This window comes from Catenovulum sp. 2E275 (assembly GCF_025515275.1).
Classification (GTDB): domain Bacteria; phylum Pseudomonadota; class Gammaproteobacteria; order Enterobacterales; family Alteromonadaceae; genus Catenovulum.
In genome coordinates, this window is the sequence record NZ_JAOPFU010000006.1 from 93,177 (window position 1) to 108,849 (window position 15,673).

13 protein-coding genes are annotated in these 15,673 nt (G+C 39.0%); 3 read left to right on the plus strand and 10 right to left on the minus strand.

What is annotated here, in order from left to right; genetic code table 11:
• Positions 1 to 40 precede the first annotated feature (40 nt).
• Positions 41 to 850 carry a serine O-acetyltransferase gene (gene cysE, locus N7931_RS05600; protein ID WP_410369335.1) on the plus strand — a complete coding sequence of 270 codons (810 nt, stop codon included), beginning with the start codon at positions 41 to 43 and terminating at the stop codon, positions 848 to 850.
• Between the two features lie 90 nt (positions 851 to 940).
• Here the strand turns inward: cysE and N7931_RS05605 are convergent, their stop codons facing one another.
• From N7931_RS05605 to dsbD, 3 genes are all read right to left on the minus strand, one after another.
• The gene (locus N7931_RS05605; protein WP_262792538.1) at positions 941 to 2,158 is read right to left on the minus strand and encodes a sugar efflux transporter; all 1,218 of its coding nucleotides are present in this window, start codon (positions 2,156 to 2,158) and stop codon (positions 941 to 943) included.
• A gap of 168 nt (positions 2,159 to 2,326) precedes the next feature.
• Positions 2,327 to 2,611, minus strand: coding sequence for a hypothetical protein (locus N7931_RS05610; protein ID WP_262792539.1), 285 nt, complete (start codon positions 2,609 to 2,611; stop codon positions 2,327 to 2,329).
• The gene (gene dsbD / locus N7931_RS05615; RefSeq protein ID WP_262792541.1) at positions 2,596 to 4,383 is read right to left on the minus strand and encodes a protein-disulfide reductase DsbD; all 1,788 of its coding nucleotides are present in this window, start codon (positions 4,381 to 4,383) and stop codon (positions 2,596 to 2,598) included. The genes N7931_RS05610 and dsbD overlap by 16 nt, the downstream gene beginning before the upstream one ends.
• 143 nt (positions 4,384 to 4,526) lie before the next feature.
• Here dsbD and N7931_RS05620 point away from each other — a divergent pair, with 143 nt between their 5' ends.
• Positions 4,527 to 8,288, plus strand: a complete 3,762-nt coding sequence (locus tag N7931_RS05620) for an AAA family ATPase (protein WP_262792542.1) — start codon at positions 4,527 to 4,529, stop codon at positions 8,286 to 8,288.
• Between the two features lie 129 nt (positions 8,289 to 8,417).
• On the opposite strand, the gene N7931_RS05625 is transcribed toward N7931_RS05620, so the two are convergent.
• Positions 8,418 to 8,738, minus strand: a complete 321-nt coding sequence (locus tag N7931_RS05625; RefSeq protein WP_262792543.1) for a hypothetical protein — start codon at positions 8,736 to 8,738, stop codon at positions 8,418 to 8,420.
• Between the two features lie 345 nt (positions 8,739 to 9,083).
• Between N7931_RS05625 and N7931_RS05630 the strand changes: the two genes are divergently transcribed.
• Positions 9,084 to 9,758: a ceramidase gene (locus N7931_RS05630; protein WP_262792544.1), complete on the plus strand. Its 675-nt coding sequence runs from the start codon at positions 9,084 to 9,086 to the stop codon at positions 9,756 to 9,758.
• Here the strand turns inward: N7931_RS05630 and N7931_RS05635 are convergent.
• The 6 genes from N7931_RS05635 to gmk form a co-directional block, all read right to left on the minus strand.
• Positions 9,755 to 11,032, minus strand: coding sequence for an O-acetylhomoserine aminocarboxypropyltransferase/cysteine synthase family protein (locus tag N7931_RS05635; protein WP_262792546.1), 1,278 nt, complete (start codon positions 11,030 to 11,032; stop codon positions 9,755 to 9,757). The two genes, N7931_RS05630 and N7931_RS05635, sit on opposite strands and share 4 nt — an antisense overlap.
• Before the next feature lie 22 nt (positions 11,033 to 11,054).
• Complete coding sequence (gene trmH / locus N7931_RS05640; protein WP_262792548.1) at positions 11,055 to 11,750, minus strand: tRNA (guanosine(18)-2'-O)-methyltransferase TrmH; 696 nt, start codon at positions 11,748 to 11,750, stop codon at positions 11,055 to 11,057.
• Positions 11,751 to 11,849: 99 nt separating this feature from the next.
• Positions 11,850 to 12,242 (minus strand): RidA family protein, encoded by a 393-nt coding sequence (locus N7931_RS05645; RefSeq protein ID WP_262792549.1) that lies wholly within the window; start codon positions 12,240 to 12,242, stop codon positions 11,850 to 11,852.
• Between the two features lie 26 nt (positions 12,243 to 12,268).
• Positions 12,269 to 14,380: a bifunctional GTP diphosphokinase/guanosine-3',5'-bis pyrophosphate 3'-pyrophosphohydrolase gene (spoT, locus tag N7931_RS05650; RefSeq protein ID WP_262792550.1), complete on the minus strand. Its 2,112-nt coding sequence runs from the start codon at positions 14,378 to 14,380 to the stop codon at positions 12,269 to 12,271.
• A 214-nt stretch (positions 14,381 to 14,594) separates the two neighbouring features.
• Positions 14,595 to 14,873, minus strand: a complete 279-nt coding sequence (gene rpoZ / locus N7931_RS05655; RefSeq protein ID WP_262792551.1) for a DNA-directed RNA polymerase subunit omega — start codon at positions 14,871 to 14,873, stop codon at positions 14,595 to 14,597.
• 59 nt (positions 14,874 to 14,932) lie between these two features.
• Positions 14,933 to 15,559 carry a guanylate kinase gene (gene gmk, locus N7931_RS05660; protein WP_262792552.1) on the minus strand — a complete coding sequence of 209 codons (627 nt, stop codon included), beginning with the start codon at positions 15,557 to 15,559 and terminating at the stop codon, positions 14,933 to 14,935.
• Between the last annotated feature and the right edge of the window lie 114 nt (positions 15,560 to 15,673).

Genomic DNA, 15,673 nt, shown 5'->3' on the forward strand with positions numbered 1-15,673 from the left:
CTGAGCCTATTGAAATTACAAATGCAACTAAATTTATATGATCAGCCAAGCTATTTGGGCAAAAATTATTGCCGAAGCCAAAACCATGCAAGCCAGCGAACCTTTATTAAGTGACTATATTCGTTTATGTATTTTACAACATCAGAATTTAGCTCAAGCTTGTGGTTTTGTCTTTGCACAAAAAATGGCTTCAGATGTTATGCCAGCAGATAAACTCGAACAGTTATTTGCTGAGTTTTATCAGGCTGAACCAACCACAATTGAAACCTTAGCGTTTGATATTCAGGCGGTATTTGAGCGTGACCCTGCGATTCATTCATTTTTAACTGTATTGCTTAATTTAAAAGGCTTTCAGGCTATTCAAATTCATCGGCTGGCCCATTATTTGTGGCAACAGGACAGAACCGATCTGGCGTTATTTATTCAAAGCCGCAATAGTCAGGTCATGGCTGTCGATATTCATCCTGCTTGCCAAATCGGTAAAGGCGTGATGTTTGATCACGCAACCGGAATAGTAGTGGGTGAAACCGCTGTAATTGAAGATAATGTATCTATTTTACAATCAGTTACTTTAGGCGGAACCGGTAACGAAAGTGGAGACCGCCACCCTAAAGTTCGTCACGGTGTTATGATTGGCGCGGGCGCAAAAGTGCTCGGCAATATCGAGATTGGCGCTAATGCCAAAATTGGTGCTGGTAGTGTTGTTTTAAAAGATGTCGCACCACACACCACAGTGGTTGGTGTACCAGCAAAACAAGTTGGAATCCCGAGATGCAAAGTACCTTGCCAGTCGATGGAGCAAAACGTTTGGGACGATGCCGATTCACAAATCGCCACAGAATCAGAATAAGCTTAACCTAAATGACCTAAGCCTCAGCTCTCAGCCTCATCAACTAAAAATAAAGCGCGGTTAAATTAGCGCTTTATTTTTATATGGCTTTTATAATAAACGAGCAGCAAACTCATCATCTATCTGGCTATTCATCTCGGCCTGCTCTTTTCGTTTCAAATACACAAATAAAACTAGACACCCCAAGGCACAGGCAGCCGCCAATAAAGAGCCGATTGCTGCGTATCTAAAACTAAAAAACTGAGCAATTAAACCTATCCCTGTTGTCCCAAGCATCATCCCGATTTTAATTGCATTAGAATAAACAGCAGAGGTAAAACCAATTTTTAGCGGTAACTCTTCTTGCAGAATCGTCAGGCCAATTCCGGCAAATACCCCATAAAACAGCGCATTAATAAATTGCAACGCAATTAAATGCCAAACTTGAGTCGCAAAAAATACGCCGCAGTAAAACACCATAGCGCAGCAAAATGCAAAACCTATCATTTTAACTTTACTGTGTTGTTGAGCCAATTTACCAGCATATAACATAACTGGAATTTCAAGGCAGGCAACCAGCCCCATAAAAATACCCGGTGTATGTTCGGCAAACCCAAGCTCTTTAATTGCATATAATGGCAAAGCGGATGAATACATAATATTACCAACTGAACCAAGGGTTACAGCCAAAGCGAGTATCCAAAATGAGGTTGGGGTTTTATAGCTAGTCTGCGCAGCTTGATTTTGCGTTTTATTATTCACTTCGGGGATAAATTGATAAGCAAAAATAAAAGCTAATAACGCACAAAAAGCCGCTACATAAAATGAACGATCGAAACTCACCCCGGCAGCCAAAGCATAAGCCAACGGCGGTCCACCAATCCACGCAAATGAAATCGCCGCGCGTAAACCAGAGTTAAACTGGGTCACATTAACCTTGCTTTGTTGTCCAGCCCATTGCCTGCCAATGGTTAATACCTGAGGAATAGCCGCATTTCCCATCGAAAACAATAAAACACCCGCAATTAACACTGTCCAAAATGAATCTGCATTGGCAAAAATTAACAGCGCAGCAGCCATTCCAGTAACCGCCAGCATAAACATTTTACGCGCGCTCACGCCTTTATCTGCAAGCGAGCCAAGCCATTGACTAAAAACTAATCCGGCTAAAGTGACCGATACAGTGTAAATACCAATATACGCAGGCGGACTTTTTAAGCCCTCAACAATAAATAAACTCATCAACGGATTAACAAAAGAGCCAATTAATCCGGTTAACATGCTTAATATTAAAAAGAGAAAACCCTGCTGTTTCAAACCTGATAACAAACTAACAACCTACTACAACGACTTATTTTTTTGCTGATAACAGCATTAATCTGTATTCAACAAAAAGCAGTAAAAAATGAGGGCGCGTATTATACAGCCAAACCCACATAAATTGCGAGTGTCAGGGTTTTAATCGATGCTTGACTAACTTCTTATCCAGAGCTGAGGTTAATAACCAATAATGACAGTTAAATCAGTATAATTTGGCGTATTACAGCGAGTAAATTTGACAGGGTTAACCAACACTAGCGATTGCTTAACCGCTTCGGTTATGTAAAGAATTAAATGACAATGCATACCAACAGACTGGTGACGGTATGCTGCAATGCAAAGCTCAGGCGTTGCACTTTGTTTTGGGCAAGCTTTTAATTGAGGAATTAAACGAGCTAATTCTGACTCGGCCAGCATAGCATCACCCAAATCGAGCTGATACCAATTTAGCGCGCCAGCCATTGTTTGAACTGAGCTAAATTAAATTCGGCCTGATAGACAAATTCTGTGTTTTTTGGCATTTCACCTTTGGCAAAAATTAATAATGCTGGCGGACCAAATAATTTATGCTGGTTTAAAAAGTCCTGTTTAGGCTGAGTCATTTCAGTTAAATCAAGCTGTAAAAAAACATATTCAGGATAATCAGCAGCCGATATTTTACCAAACACTTCATGCTCTATAGTTTGGCAACTAGCGCACCAGTCGGCATATAAATCCACAACAACTTTTTTTCCGCTTGCATTTGCCATCGCCTGCTCAAGCCCTGCGACAGTAGAAATTCTAGTCACCAGCTGCTTGGCATTGGCTTGCGTGGTTGAACCCGTACTAGTTGAATATTGCTGAAAATAGTTATGTGCCAGCCAGCTAAGCGATGCGACAAAAATAATCAGCGCGATTGCTTGCTCATTTTTACCCGCAGTAGTTGTTTGCCTGCTGATTAAATTCATTTTAACGGCCAGCCAAATTCCTAAAATCGCCCATAGTACAGCGCCAATAACCGGATCAAATAATCGCTCCAGCATCCAAACCGCCATCGCCAGCATCATCACACCAAAGACTTGCTTCACTTTAACCATCCAGCCACCAGCTTTAGGCACTAATCCTGAAAAACCAGCACCAACAGCTAATAGTGGCAAGCCCATACCAATGCTCAGCGCAAATAGAGCCAAACCACCTAATACCCCATCTCCGGTTGTTGAAATATACAATAACGCACTGGCAAGCGGTGCAGATACACAAGGCGACAATGCAAGTGCCGAAATTCCGCCCATTAAATAAGTAGCAGCTAAACTTTTTTTATCCTGACCACCTGTTGCACTTTGCAGTTTAGACTGCCAACTTGCAGGCAAGGCTAAGTCGTAATAGCCGAACATAGCAAATGCCAAAGCAATAAAAATAGCGGTAAATACAATCACTACCGCCGGAGTTTGCAAATAAAGCTGGAGATTAAAACTCGCGCCAAAATACCCAACCAATACACCGCTTAACGTATAAAAAGTAGCCATTCCTAATACATAAGCGATAGATAAAATCAGTCCACTTTTTACGGTCGAATTTTGCTGACCAGTTACAATAGCCGATAAAATTGGCACCATAGGTAAAACACAAGGCGTTAAAGACAAACCAACACCTAAAATAAAAAAGCCTAGAATAATCAATAGACTACTCTTATTGCTAAACAGGCTTTGAATATCATTTGATGCATTTTGTGAATTGTTTTGTACTGCTTGGTTATCTGTTGAAGCTGGCTGATTTTTAGCTGGTTCAGCGCTTCCCCCTGCGTCAGCTAAATTTAATAACGGCACTTCAATTAACTGTGGCGGATAACATAATCCAGCATCGGCGCAGCCTTGGTAAGTTAATAAAATTTTATCTGAGGTAATTCCGGTTAAATCGATTTCAATATCTGAACGTTGATGAAAAACAATGACATCACCAAAATATTCATCATATTTTTCATCGCCTTGTTGTAAAAACTTGATTTCTAACTCGGCATCATTATTTTCTGCTAGGGCTTTGGCTTTAGTTCTGTGTTTATATAAATAATAACCGTCAGCAATCTGCCAGCTTAAATGCAAAGTATTGGCTTGTTGGTCAAAATCAAAAATAAATGCCTGTTCAACCGGCAAAAAATCAGGCTCACTATTTAACTGTGAAAAATCCAGCGCTTGCCCAGCAAAACTAAACAAGCTCAAAATTAAAGCCACTAGCTGTAAACGAATTGATTTAAACAAACCACAACCCTTTAATAATAATTGATGCCAAAGTCTAGATACACAGACCCAGCTAAACCCAATTTTGTTTCAAAAACAGATAAATATACAATTTATTGTATAATAACCACCAGCTACGACGAATCAATATTGCACGATTTATTATGAAAATCCTAAGCTTAACATTAAAAAACCTCAATTCATTAAAAGGCCACTGGCATATAGATTTTCAGCAAGAACCTTTTTTAAGTAATGGTTTATTTGTTATTACAGGTGCAACTGGTGCCGGAAAAAGCACCCTGCTGGATGCAATTTGTCTGGCGCTATATCAACAAACGCCGCGCTTACAAGTTTCTGCCAGTAATAACGAGATAATGACTCGCCATACCGCCGAATGCATGGCCGAAGTTGAATTCTCGGTAAAAGGTACAGCTTATCGTGCAAACTGGCAACAAAGGCGCGCCCGTAACTTAGCGGACGGTAATTTACAGCCACCTAAAGCCAGTTTAGCTTTAGTCGAAAGTGGCAAAATTGTAGCGGATAAACTCAACGAAGTTAAAACCCAAATAGAAACCTTAACCGGACTTAACTTTGAACGCTTCACCAAATCAATGTTGCTATCGCAAGGTAAATTTGCCGAGTTTTTAAATGCCAACGGTAAAGAGCGAGCAGAGCTATTAGAAGAACTCACCGGAACCGAAATTTATAGCCAGATTTCGCGTCAGGTTTTTCAAAATTATAAAGACAGTAAGTTTGAATTAGAAAAGCTGGAACTACAGGCAAAAAGTGTAGCGCTATTAACAGCTGAAGAAAAATATAACTTACATCAAAAAGAGCTAGAGTTAGCGAGCGCCAACAAACAAACATTAATACAATTAAATCAGGCGAATCAAAACAAGCATATTTTAACTCAAATCGAACAAGCTAAAGCTTATTTTCAAACCGCTCAAAATGAGTTAAACCAAGCAATTGAACATGAAAAAAACTTTGCCTCACAGGCAGAAAAATTAGCCCAAGCTAAACCAGCAGCCAAATTAAAACCTTTATATGAACAGCTCAATAAATTAAATCAGGATTTAGCTAGTTATCGCCAACAAGCAACTGAATTAAATAACCAAAAACAACATGAGCAAACTCAATTTAATCAGCTTCAAGACCAATTAACCCACTCAAAAACCAAGCTAGCTGAATTAATTAATACTGAAAAAACACAAACTCAGTTTATCGATGATCAAGTTGAGCCGTTAGACAAACAAATTACTCAATTACAAAGCGAACTTAAACCTTTACAACAACAGTTGGCTCAACTCAATACCGACAAAACGCAAAATCAACAAAGCCAACAAAATTTAACTGAACAATTAAATCAGCAACAAACGCAACAAGCAGAATTAAATAACTGGTTAGCTCAGCATCATCATCTAAATAATTTAAGTGTAGACAAACTGGATTATTGGCAGCAGCAAAATAAACAGCTTAATCAACTTCAAACGGAAATTAACCTAACCCAGCAAAAACTGAATAAGGTTCAATTATCAATTGAGCAGGACAAACAAGCTCAAGAGGAATCAAAGAAAACACTTAATACCCTGACTGCTCAAGCACAAACCCAAAAATTAACGCTTGCCCAGATCGAACAAGCGTTTAGCCAAAAAACATCTCAATACGATATAAACGAACTCAACCATAAAGTTGAAGCGTTTAATAATCAGCAAAAAAACCGGCAAAACTTAGTTTATTCAACCGAGCAATATTTAGCACTTACGCCAAAGCTAACTCAATTAAAACAAATACAAGCTGAGCTAACAGCTAGAACAGAACAACAAGACCAACAAGTTACCCAGTTACGAGCCGACTATAAACAAATAAAACAACAAGCTGATGATGTGAATCAGCTATTAAAACAACAAGCTGTTATTGCCTCGTTAACTGAACATAGAAATGCTTTAAAACCAGAGCAACCCTGCCCTTTGTGTGGCGCGACCGAGCACCCTTTTATTGAGGATTATCAAACGCTTGATCAAAACCAAACCGAAATACGCTTAGCCGAGTTAACGGCTCAGTTAACTCAACTGGAAAAACAAGGCCAAAATGAAGCGCAAAAACTGACTCGCTTGCAGCAGGATCTAACCCACAATCAAACACAACAGGCTGAAATCACTCAGCAAATAAACGAGTTAACAACCAATATATTTCAGACAAGCCAGATGTTATTGGCAAAGAATAGCGGCTCTGAGTTAGTGTTTTTAAATGAATTACCGCTTTTAAATGATCGAACAGATAAATTAACCAACGAGCAGGCTAAACAAATTATTGCTGATGTCACACAGGCAGAAAACGCACATAACCAATTAAAGCAGCAGTTACAACAAGCGCAAACGCTCCAGCTAAATTTAACTCAACAACAGCAAAGCCTAACTGACTTAACTAACCGGATAACTCAGCTTGAATTAACTTTATCGCATCACCAACAAAACGAGCAGTCACAACTAAAGCAACAAACTGAGCTAACTCAAACACTGGAAAAATATCAAACCGAACAAAGTGAATTATTAGCTGCATTAGCTCAGGCGTTTGAGTTATATCAACTAGATAAAACCTTACTCGAAAAAAGCAAGTTAACTCAATCGAATCAACACATTAGCGATTATTTGTATAGCCAAATCAGCTTGGTAAATCAATTTACCGATAAATCTAAACAGCTTGAACAGCAAGCGCAGCATATTGAAAAGCTGAATCAGGAGTTAAGTTATTTAACTAACCAGGCGCAAAAAGTCACCCTGCAACTTAATCAACTAGAACAGCAAGTTAAGCAATTAAGTGAGCAACAAACCCAGTTGCAGCAACAAAGGTATCAATTATTTGCCGACAATCAGATTAAAACGGTGAAACAACAACTGCGCAGTAATGTTGAGCAACAACAAAATCAACAGCAACAAATTGAGGATGCTTTTTATCAGTCGCAATCTAAACTCAACAGCATCAGTGCTCAGCTTGAGTTAATTAATACACAAATCACCCAAACTCAGCATCAGGCTAATCATCAACAACAAAACTGGTTAAACGCACTAAAACAAAGTGAGTTTGCCGATCAAACAGATTGGCAACAAGCTTGTATAACAGATGAATATTTTGCCGAGTTAGAGCAACAGAGTGAACAAATTAAACATAATAAAATTCAGGCAAACAGCAAATATCAAAATAGCCAGCAACAGTTAAATAACTTACTGGAGAGCAATAAAAAGTTAGTAAGCGAAAACTTACCAGCAATAGAATACCAACAACAAATTGAACAGCTAGAGCAACAATCACAACAGCAACAACAAGCTTTAGGTGAAATAAAACAAAGCTTAGCCAACGATGCTTTGCAGGTTAATAAACAACAAACTTTGTTAAAGCAATTAAATCAGCAACAAACTCAACATTTAGATTGGGCAAAATTAAACGATTTAATTGGCAGTGCCGAAGGTGATAAATTTAGAAAATACGCTCAAGGTTTAACACTAGAGCAGCTGGTTTATCTTGCCAATAATCAGCTCAATCGCTTACATAGCCGTTATCAGCTTAACCGTAAAGCCAGTGAAAATTTAGAGCTTGAAGTAGTTGATACTTGGCAAGCCGACACTGTACGCGATACCAAAACCTTATCTGGCGGTGAAAGTTTTTTGGTAAGTTTAGCTTTAGCCTTAGGTTTATCTGATTTAGTCAGCCATAAAACCAGCATTGATTCGTTATTTTTAGATGAAGGTTTTGGTACTTTAGATGCCGATACTCTCGACACCGCACTCAATGCCCTAGATATGCTTAACGCCAGCGGCAAAATGATAGGTGTGATCAGCCACATTAACGCCTTAAAAGAGCGCATTCCGGTACAAATTAAAGTAATCAAAAGTAATGGCTTAGGCGTCAGCAAAATTGAGTTTTGATTAAATCATTATTGTAGATATGGTTACAATACTTGGTTTAATCTAAGCTATACAAAAACGGAAATTTATTGCGGTCGATATATAGATCCGCTTTACAAATTAAGCAGGAATTTAAACCAGAGTCTCTTGTTAATTTTGCACATATTTATTGAAAACATACTGAGGTTTAGAGCCTGATTTTGACAGCACTTTGAGTTGTACAGTTGCACCACTCACAATTTTCTGTGAATAAGGTAGTTCAACAATAACCACTTTGTCACTTGCGGTTCGAACATATAATAAATGCTCCGAAGGGCTGTCATCTCTCAAGACTGTTCTCCGCTCTTCAACAACACCATTAATATATGTTACTTGCGTTTGATTCTCAAAATCAGCGTTCAGATAAAAAATGACACCCGTAATAGCAAAAATGATGAAATATTTTAAATACCTAGAAAAATCTATATACATAAAAAATACTGTCCATTTAAAACTAACGCTGCAATAAATTACTGCTTTATAGTTGATTATTTTATAGTAGCGTAAAGCCACAAAACAAGCGACGGAAGCCGTCAATTTGATGGCTTTACTGCCTAGCCAAATAGCCGATAGCTATTACTGGCATGTTAAAGATCGCTTAGCTCAAACTTATACAATTTCTTGTTGCTCATGTACCTATAGCCTAAAACCAACTGATGCAAAAATTATCTAACTACACAGCCACCAATCTTTTAAATAATCCATGCTAAAATAATGCCTTAACAATCAAAGGTGAAACAGTTAAATGCCTGTTAGTTATTTTAGTTAAGGAATACGATGGATTATTATTGCGAGCGCATCGATTTTAGCTTTTGGTCTGAGCCGGTTAATGCGATGACTAATTTGGGGTTTATCTTAGCTGGTTTATTGGCCTTTTATTTATTGGCCCAGGCTAACATTAAAGTTAAACATAACCACCCGCATATTAACAAAACGCCGCTGCATTTAAATTTATTAGCAGGTTTTATGATAATCATTGGCATTGGTAGCTTTTTATTTCATACCCTTGCGAACTTTTGGTCGATGTTGGCGGATATTATTCCCATCTACATTTATCAGGTTATCTTTTTATGGTCGTATTTAAGATACGCACTTAAGTTTAGCAAAATGACATCTATTGGCGTATTTGTGGTTTTTATTATCACAGTGATTGCCACCAAAGTGATTCCGTTTAATATTAACGGCTCTGAAATGTATTTGCCCAGCATATTGATTTTACTGGTATTTAGCGCAATTACAAAAATAAAAACCGGCCGGTTTGATAAACCGTTATTAGCTGCCAGCGGATGTTTTTGTATCTCGTTAACGATGCGGACAATCGATCAACAAATTTGCCCGTCATTTCCACTCGGTACTCATTTTGGCTGGCACTTATTTAATTCAGCGGTATTATTTTTAACTTGGTATAGCTTATACAAAGCCGAGTTTTATCAAACAAATAATCAATCTTAGTCTGTTACCGCATCTAATGCCTGACTCACATCGGCGATAATATCGTCGATGTTTTCAATTCCGGCTGATATACGCACCAGTTCTTCACTTACCCCTGCGGTTTTAAGCTGTTCAGGATTCAGTTGCCTGTGGGTGGTAGACGCTGGATGACAAGCCAGCGATTTAGCATCACCAATATTTACTAAACGCAAAATCATTTGTAGTGCATCAATAAATTGCGCGCCAGCTTTAGCGCCGCCTTTTATGCCAAAACTTAAAATGCCAGATGCTTTGCCGCCTGTGATTTTTTGGCAATTTTGATAATAAGGACTAGTTGGTAGCGCTGCATAATTCACCCAATTCACTTTATTATGCTGCAATAAAAATTGAGCTAATTTTTCAGCATTTTGGCAATGGCGCTCAATCCGTAAACTGAGTGTTTCTAACCCCTGTAGGATTTGAAAAGCATTCATCGGTGAAATAGCTGCGCCGGTCACTCTCAGTGAAACAACCCGACACTTGGTAATATAAGCCAGTTCACCCATCGCTTCGGCAAAGTTTAAGTTATGATAAGCCGGATCTGGCTCATTTAAGCTTTTAAACCGAACCGGATCATTTGCCCAATTAAATTGACCCGAATCAACGATAATGCCCCCCACAGAAGTGCCATGACCACCAATATATTTAGTTAGTGAATGCACTATAATATCAGCCCCAAATTCAAATGGCCGACATAAAAACGGAGTGGCGACAGTATTATCTACAATTAATGGCACGCCATGCTTATGTGCAATTTCAGCGAGCTTTGCAATATCAACTACATTACCTGCCGGATTACCGATAGATTCGCAAAATACTGCTTTGGTATTTTGATCTATCGCATTTTCAAAACCATTAAAATCATCCGCAGACACCATACGCACATCAATTCCCTGACGGGGTAAAACATGAGAAAACAAGGTGTAAGTGCCGCCGTATAACTGGCTGGTACTAACAATATTATCACCCACCTGAGCCAAACTCTGAATTGAATAAGTAATTGCAGCCATGCCAGATGCAAGCGCCAAAGCACCCACGCCACCTTCCATTGCCGCGATTCTTTGCTCCAGCACATCTGTCGTTGGGTTCATTATTCGAGTATAAATATTCCCTTTTACCTTCATGTTATTTAAATCAGCGCCGTGCTGAGTATCATCAAAGGTATAAGATGTGGTTTGATAAATAGGCACAGCAGCGGCTTTGGTAGTGGCCTCTGATTGATAACCGTAATGTAGCGCAATTGACTCAAGTTTCATTGTAAGCTCGTATTTTTTTAACTTATAACCATGCAGATTTATGAGTTTGCATTTTTTGCCACCAATTGTCATCGGCTTCAATTTCGCCAAGCTCATTTACAACAGGGTAAGCCAAGTTTTTCTGGCGGCAAAGTTCCGCAAAAACCGGATAACCACGCTCAAACAAAATTCTTTGCTGCTCTTGCAAAGGCAGTTTAATTTGACCATACATACCTTTCGCCTGCCGCTGGCGCATTGCTTCGTACAAAATAAGTCCGTTAGCAACAGATACATTTAATGACTCAGCCATCCCAAGCATTGGTATCACTATATGTTTATCGGCCAGTTCCAAGGCTTTTTCTGAGATCCCGTATTTTTCCTGACCATAAATAATTGCAGTCGGCTGGGTATAATCTATTTCTCGATAATCGACTGATTTTTCACTTAAATTGGTTGCTAGAACCTGCATTCCCTGAGTTTTAAAACTATCAACCGCAGATTCAATGTGTTCATGGGTGATGAGTTTTACCCAGTTTTGACTGCCTTTGGCTGTACCGGAACGAACTCGGGAATCCTGACCTTTTAAAATAGCGTGCGCATTATGAATGCCAACAGAGTCGGCTGTGCGGATAATAGCTGAGAGGTTATGTGTTTTATGTACTTCTTCCAAACATACTGTTAAATCCGGCTGGCGGTTTCTCAGCATGTTTAAAATGCGTTCTAATCTTTCTGGAGTCATGTTTATAAAATAAAAGAGCAGCCTGCGCTGCCCTTTATCTCTTTTTAGTTTTATTACCCAAGTTATTTGGGGATTTAAATTTTCTTATCTGTAGTTAGATTAATTGATGCCCGGAATATCTAAAATGCCATCAATTTCAATTTGTGCACCTTTAGGTAGCTGGTTAATACCAATTGCCGCTCGTGCCGGATATGGTTCAGCAAAATATTGCGCCATGACTTCGTTAACTTGAGCAAAGTTAGCTAAATCAGTTAAATAAATATTGACTTTAGCTAAGTCATTTAACGAACCACCAGCCGCTTCGCATACTGCGCTTAGGTTTTTAAATACTTGATGCGCTTCATCAACAAAACCCGTTGTGACCATTTCCATTGTTTCTGGGATAAGCGGGATCTGGCCAGATAAATAAACTGTACCACCTACTTTTACAGCTTGGCTGTAAGTACCAATTGCAGCAGGTGCTTTTTTAGTAGAAATAACTTGTTTAGACATATTGAATCCTTAATAAAATTAGAAAATTAGCTTCGGTGACGAACTATCCGCTGAACTTCATCTATGTGGCGTACTTTTTTCATAATTTGGGCTAAATGAACCCTGTCACGCACAGTTAAAATTAAATCAACGGTATAAATATAGCTGTCTTTTTCTTCTGAATATAAGCTTTGAATATTAGAGCCGAGCTGTGCAATTGCACCTGTGACTCTGGCTAATGCACCATGAACATTTAGCATTTCAATTCTCAGTGCACAAGGAAACTCTTCTTCTGGGCTATTGTCCCAACTAACCGAAAAATATTTAGAGGGTTCAGCATGATGATCGCGCACATTGCGACAGTTTTCCATGTGAACAACAATGCCTTTACCCGGGCTAACATGCGCAATAATCGCATCTCCCGGAATTGGGCGACAACATTTACCAAACGATACCAACATACCTTCAGCGCCACGAATCGACACTGTTTTTTCTGCATAGTTTTCCGTGTTGTTTTCTTCGTTTTCTTGCTGGAGCAATTTACGGGCAATCACTATGCTCATTAAATTACCTAAGCCAATTTCAGCCAATAGCTGATGCATGGTTTGCAGTTTGGTTTCTTCTAATACTTTGGCGATTTTTTCATCATCAATGTCATTAACATCAATACCGCCCAAGGCGACTTTTAATAACCTGCGACCTAAATCGACAGACTCTTCGCCTTTTAATTTTTTCAGGTAATTGCGAATACTTAAACGCGCTCTTGGCGTAATAACAAAGTTAAGCCAAGTTGCATTTGGTCGGGCGCGTTTTGAAGTAACAATATGAACCGTTTGCCCGTTAACCAAAGGTTGATTAAGTGGCATTGGGCGTTTATCAACTGTTGCACCAACACAGGTAAAACCAATATCTGTATGTAATGCAAAAGCAAAATCAACTGGTGTTGCCCCTTTTGGTAATTCAATAATTTTACCTTTAGGGGTAAATACATAAATTTCGTCAGGGAATAAATCAGATTTAACGTTTTCAATAAATTCAAATGAGTTACCGGCACTTTGCTGTAAATCAAGCAAGCTATTCATCCAGCGCTGCGCTCTCACCTGAGCCGTTGTACCACCAGCATCTGAACCACCTTTATATAACCAGTGCGCCGCAACCCCACGGTCTGCGGTTAATTCCATATCATGAGTTCTGATTTGAATTTCTAGCGGAATGCCATGCGGTCCAATTAAAGATGAATGCAACGACTGATAACCGTTCATTCTTGGGATCGCAATATAATCCTTAAATCTGTGGTCAATTGGTTTATATAAATTGTGCATCACACCTAAGGTGCGGTAGCAAGTATCAATGCTGTCTACCAAAATACGAAAAGCATAAATGTCCATTACATCATTAAACATTAACTCTTTGTTTTTCATCTTTTTATAGATGCTATACAAATGCTTTTCACGGCCTTTTACCACACATTCGATATTGGTTTCCTGAATGCGCTGGCGAATTTCGTTACCAATTTTTTCAATAACATCTTTACGATGTCCACGAGCCTGTTTAACGGCAGCGCCCAATGCCCGATAACGCATTGGATACATAGCTTTAAAACCAAGGTTTTCAAGCTCATTTTTTATATCGTGAATACCTAAACGGTGGGCTATGGGGGCGTAAATTTCGAGTGTTTCTGTGGCAATGCGGCGGCGTTTATCTGGTCTGAGCGAATCAAGCGTTCGCATATTATGGGTACGGTCGGCTAATTTAATTAAAATCACCCGAATATCCTGCACCATAGCCATCACCATTTTGCGGAAGTTTTCAGCTTGAGCTTCTTGTTTGCTGTCAAAATTCATTTTGTCCAGCTTACTCACACCTTCCACCAAATCGGCAATAATAGGACCAAATACTTCAGCTAAATCATCTTTAGTGGTTTCGGTATCTTCGATTACGTCATGCAACAAAGCGGCACAAAGCGTTTCATGATCCAAATGCATGTGCGCCAGTATTTTTGCAACCGCAACCGGATGCGTAATATAAGGCTCACCACTGCTACGCATTTGCCCTTCGTGAGCATCGCGCGCAACCACGTAAGCATGCTCAATTTGCTCACATTGTTCTGGCGATAAATAAGATTTTGCTAATTCACCGAGATCTCGAAAAAGTTCCACAGACAGTTATTCCGCTTAATATTGGTAACACAATAATTCTTAACAATAAGCATCCTAATATAATTGATGAATACAAATCAATTAACAAATAAAGCCATTAATAATTAGCTTAAATTTTAGAATTGCTTGAGAGATGCAATAAGTTCTATGAAATGAAATTATAAGCCGCACAGAGTCAGTACGGCTTATAACCACTAATTAGATGATTAGTGGATTATTCTTCGTGGTTTTGAGAAAAAGCAGCTACAGCAGCAATTTCAGCAGCTTCCTGCTCTTGAGTTTCACGACGTTCTTGCTCGTCCATAATATCAGCGCTCATTAAGCCCGCTTCAATTTCACGTAAAGCAATAACGGTTGGTTTGTCGTTATCAATATCAACCAAAGGATCTTTACCTTCTGAGGCGATTTGACGTGCACGGCGTGAAGCAACCAAAATTAAGTCAAAGCGGTTACCTACTTTTTCTACTGCATCTTCTACAGTTACGCGAGCCATATTTACTCCGCTAAAATCTATTGTCTAAAGTGTATAGGATTGCGTAGTTTACTTTATGATCAGGCTTTCGCCAAGAGCTCAGCAAACAATGCGTGATATTTTTTTGCCTGTTTTGCCTGAGTTAAGCGATTTGCGGTTAAGATCGCAGTTAATTCACTCAAGGCTAATTCAAACTCATCGTTAACTATGACGTACTCAAACTCACTATAATGTGAAATTTCACTTTGAGCCTCAGCCATACGTTTGTTAATCACTTCTTCGCTGTCTTGGCGGCGATGCAATAAACGAGTTAATAATGCAGCTTGTGATGGCGGCGCAATAAAAATGGTTTTGGCATCCGGCTTTAATTTTTTAACCTGACGCGCCCCTTGCCAGTCAATATCTAAAAATACATCTAAGCCTTGCTCAAGTGTTTTTTCAATTGCGGCTTTTGAGGTGCCATAATAATTGCCAAATACTTTTGCCCACTCAAAAAAAGCGTCTTCTTCAATCATTTTTTCAAATGTAGCATGATCAACAAAATGATAATGCTCTCCATTCACTTCGCCCGGACGAGGCGAACGAGTGGTATGAGAAACAGACACAGCAGCATTTGCAATATCTTGTTTTAGATAAGCTTTTATCAAACTTGATTTACCTGCACCACTTGGAGCAGAAATCACATATAAAGTACCGGATGCGGACATATTTAATTGCCAAACTAAAAATTTTAAATTAATCGTTTATTTTAACTAAAAATACGCAAAATAAAAAACCAAAGCACAAAATAAGCCGCAACCTATAATTTGTTAGCCAAGCCA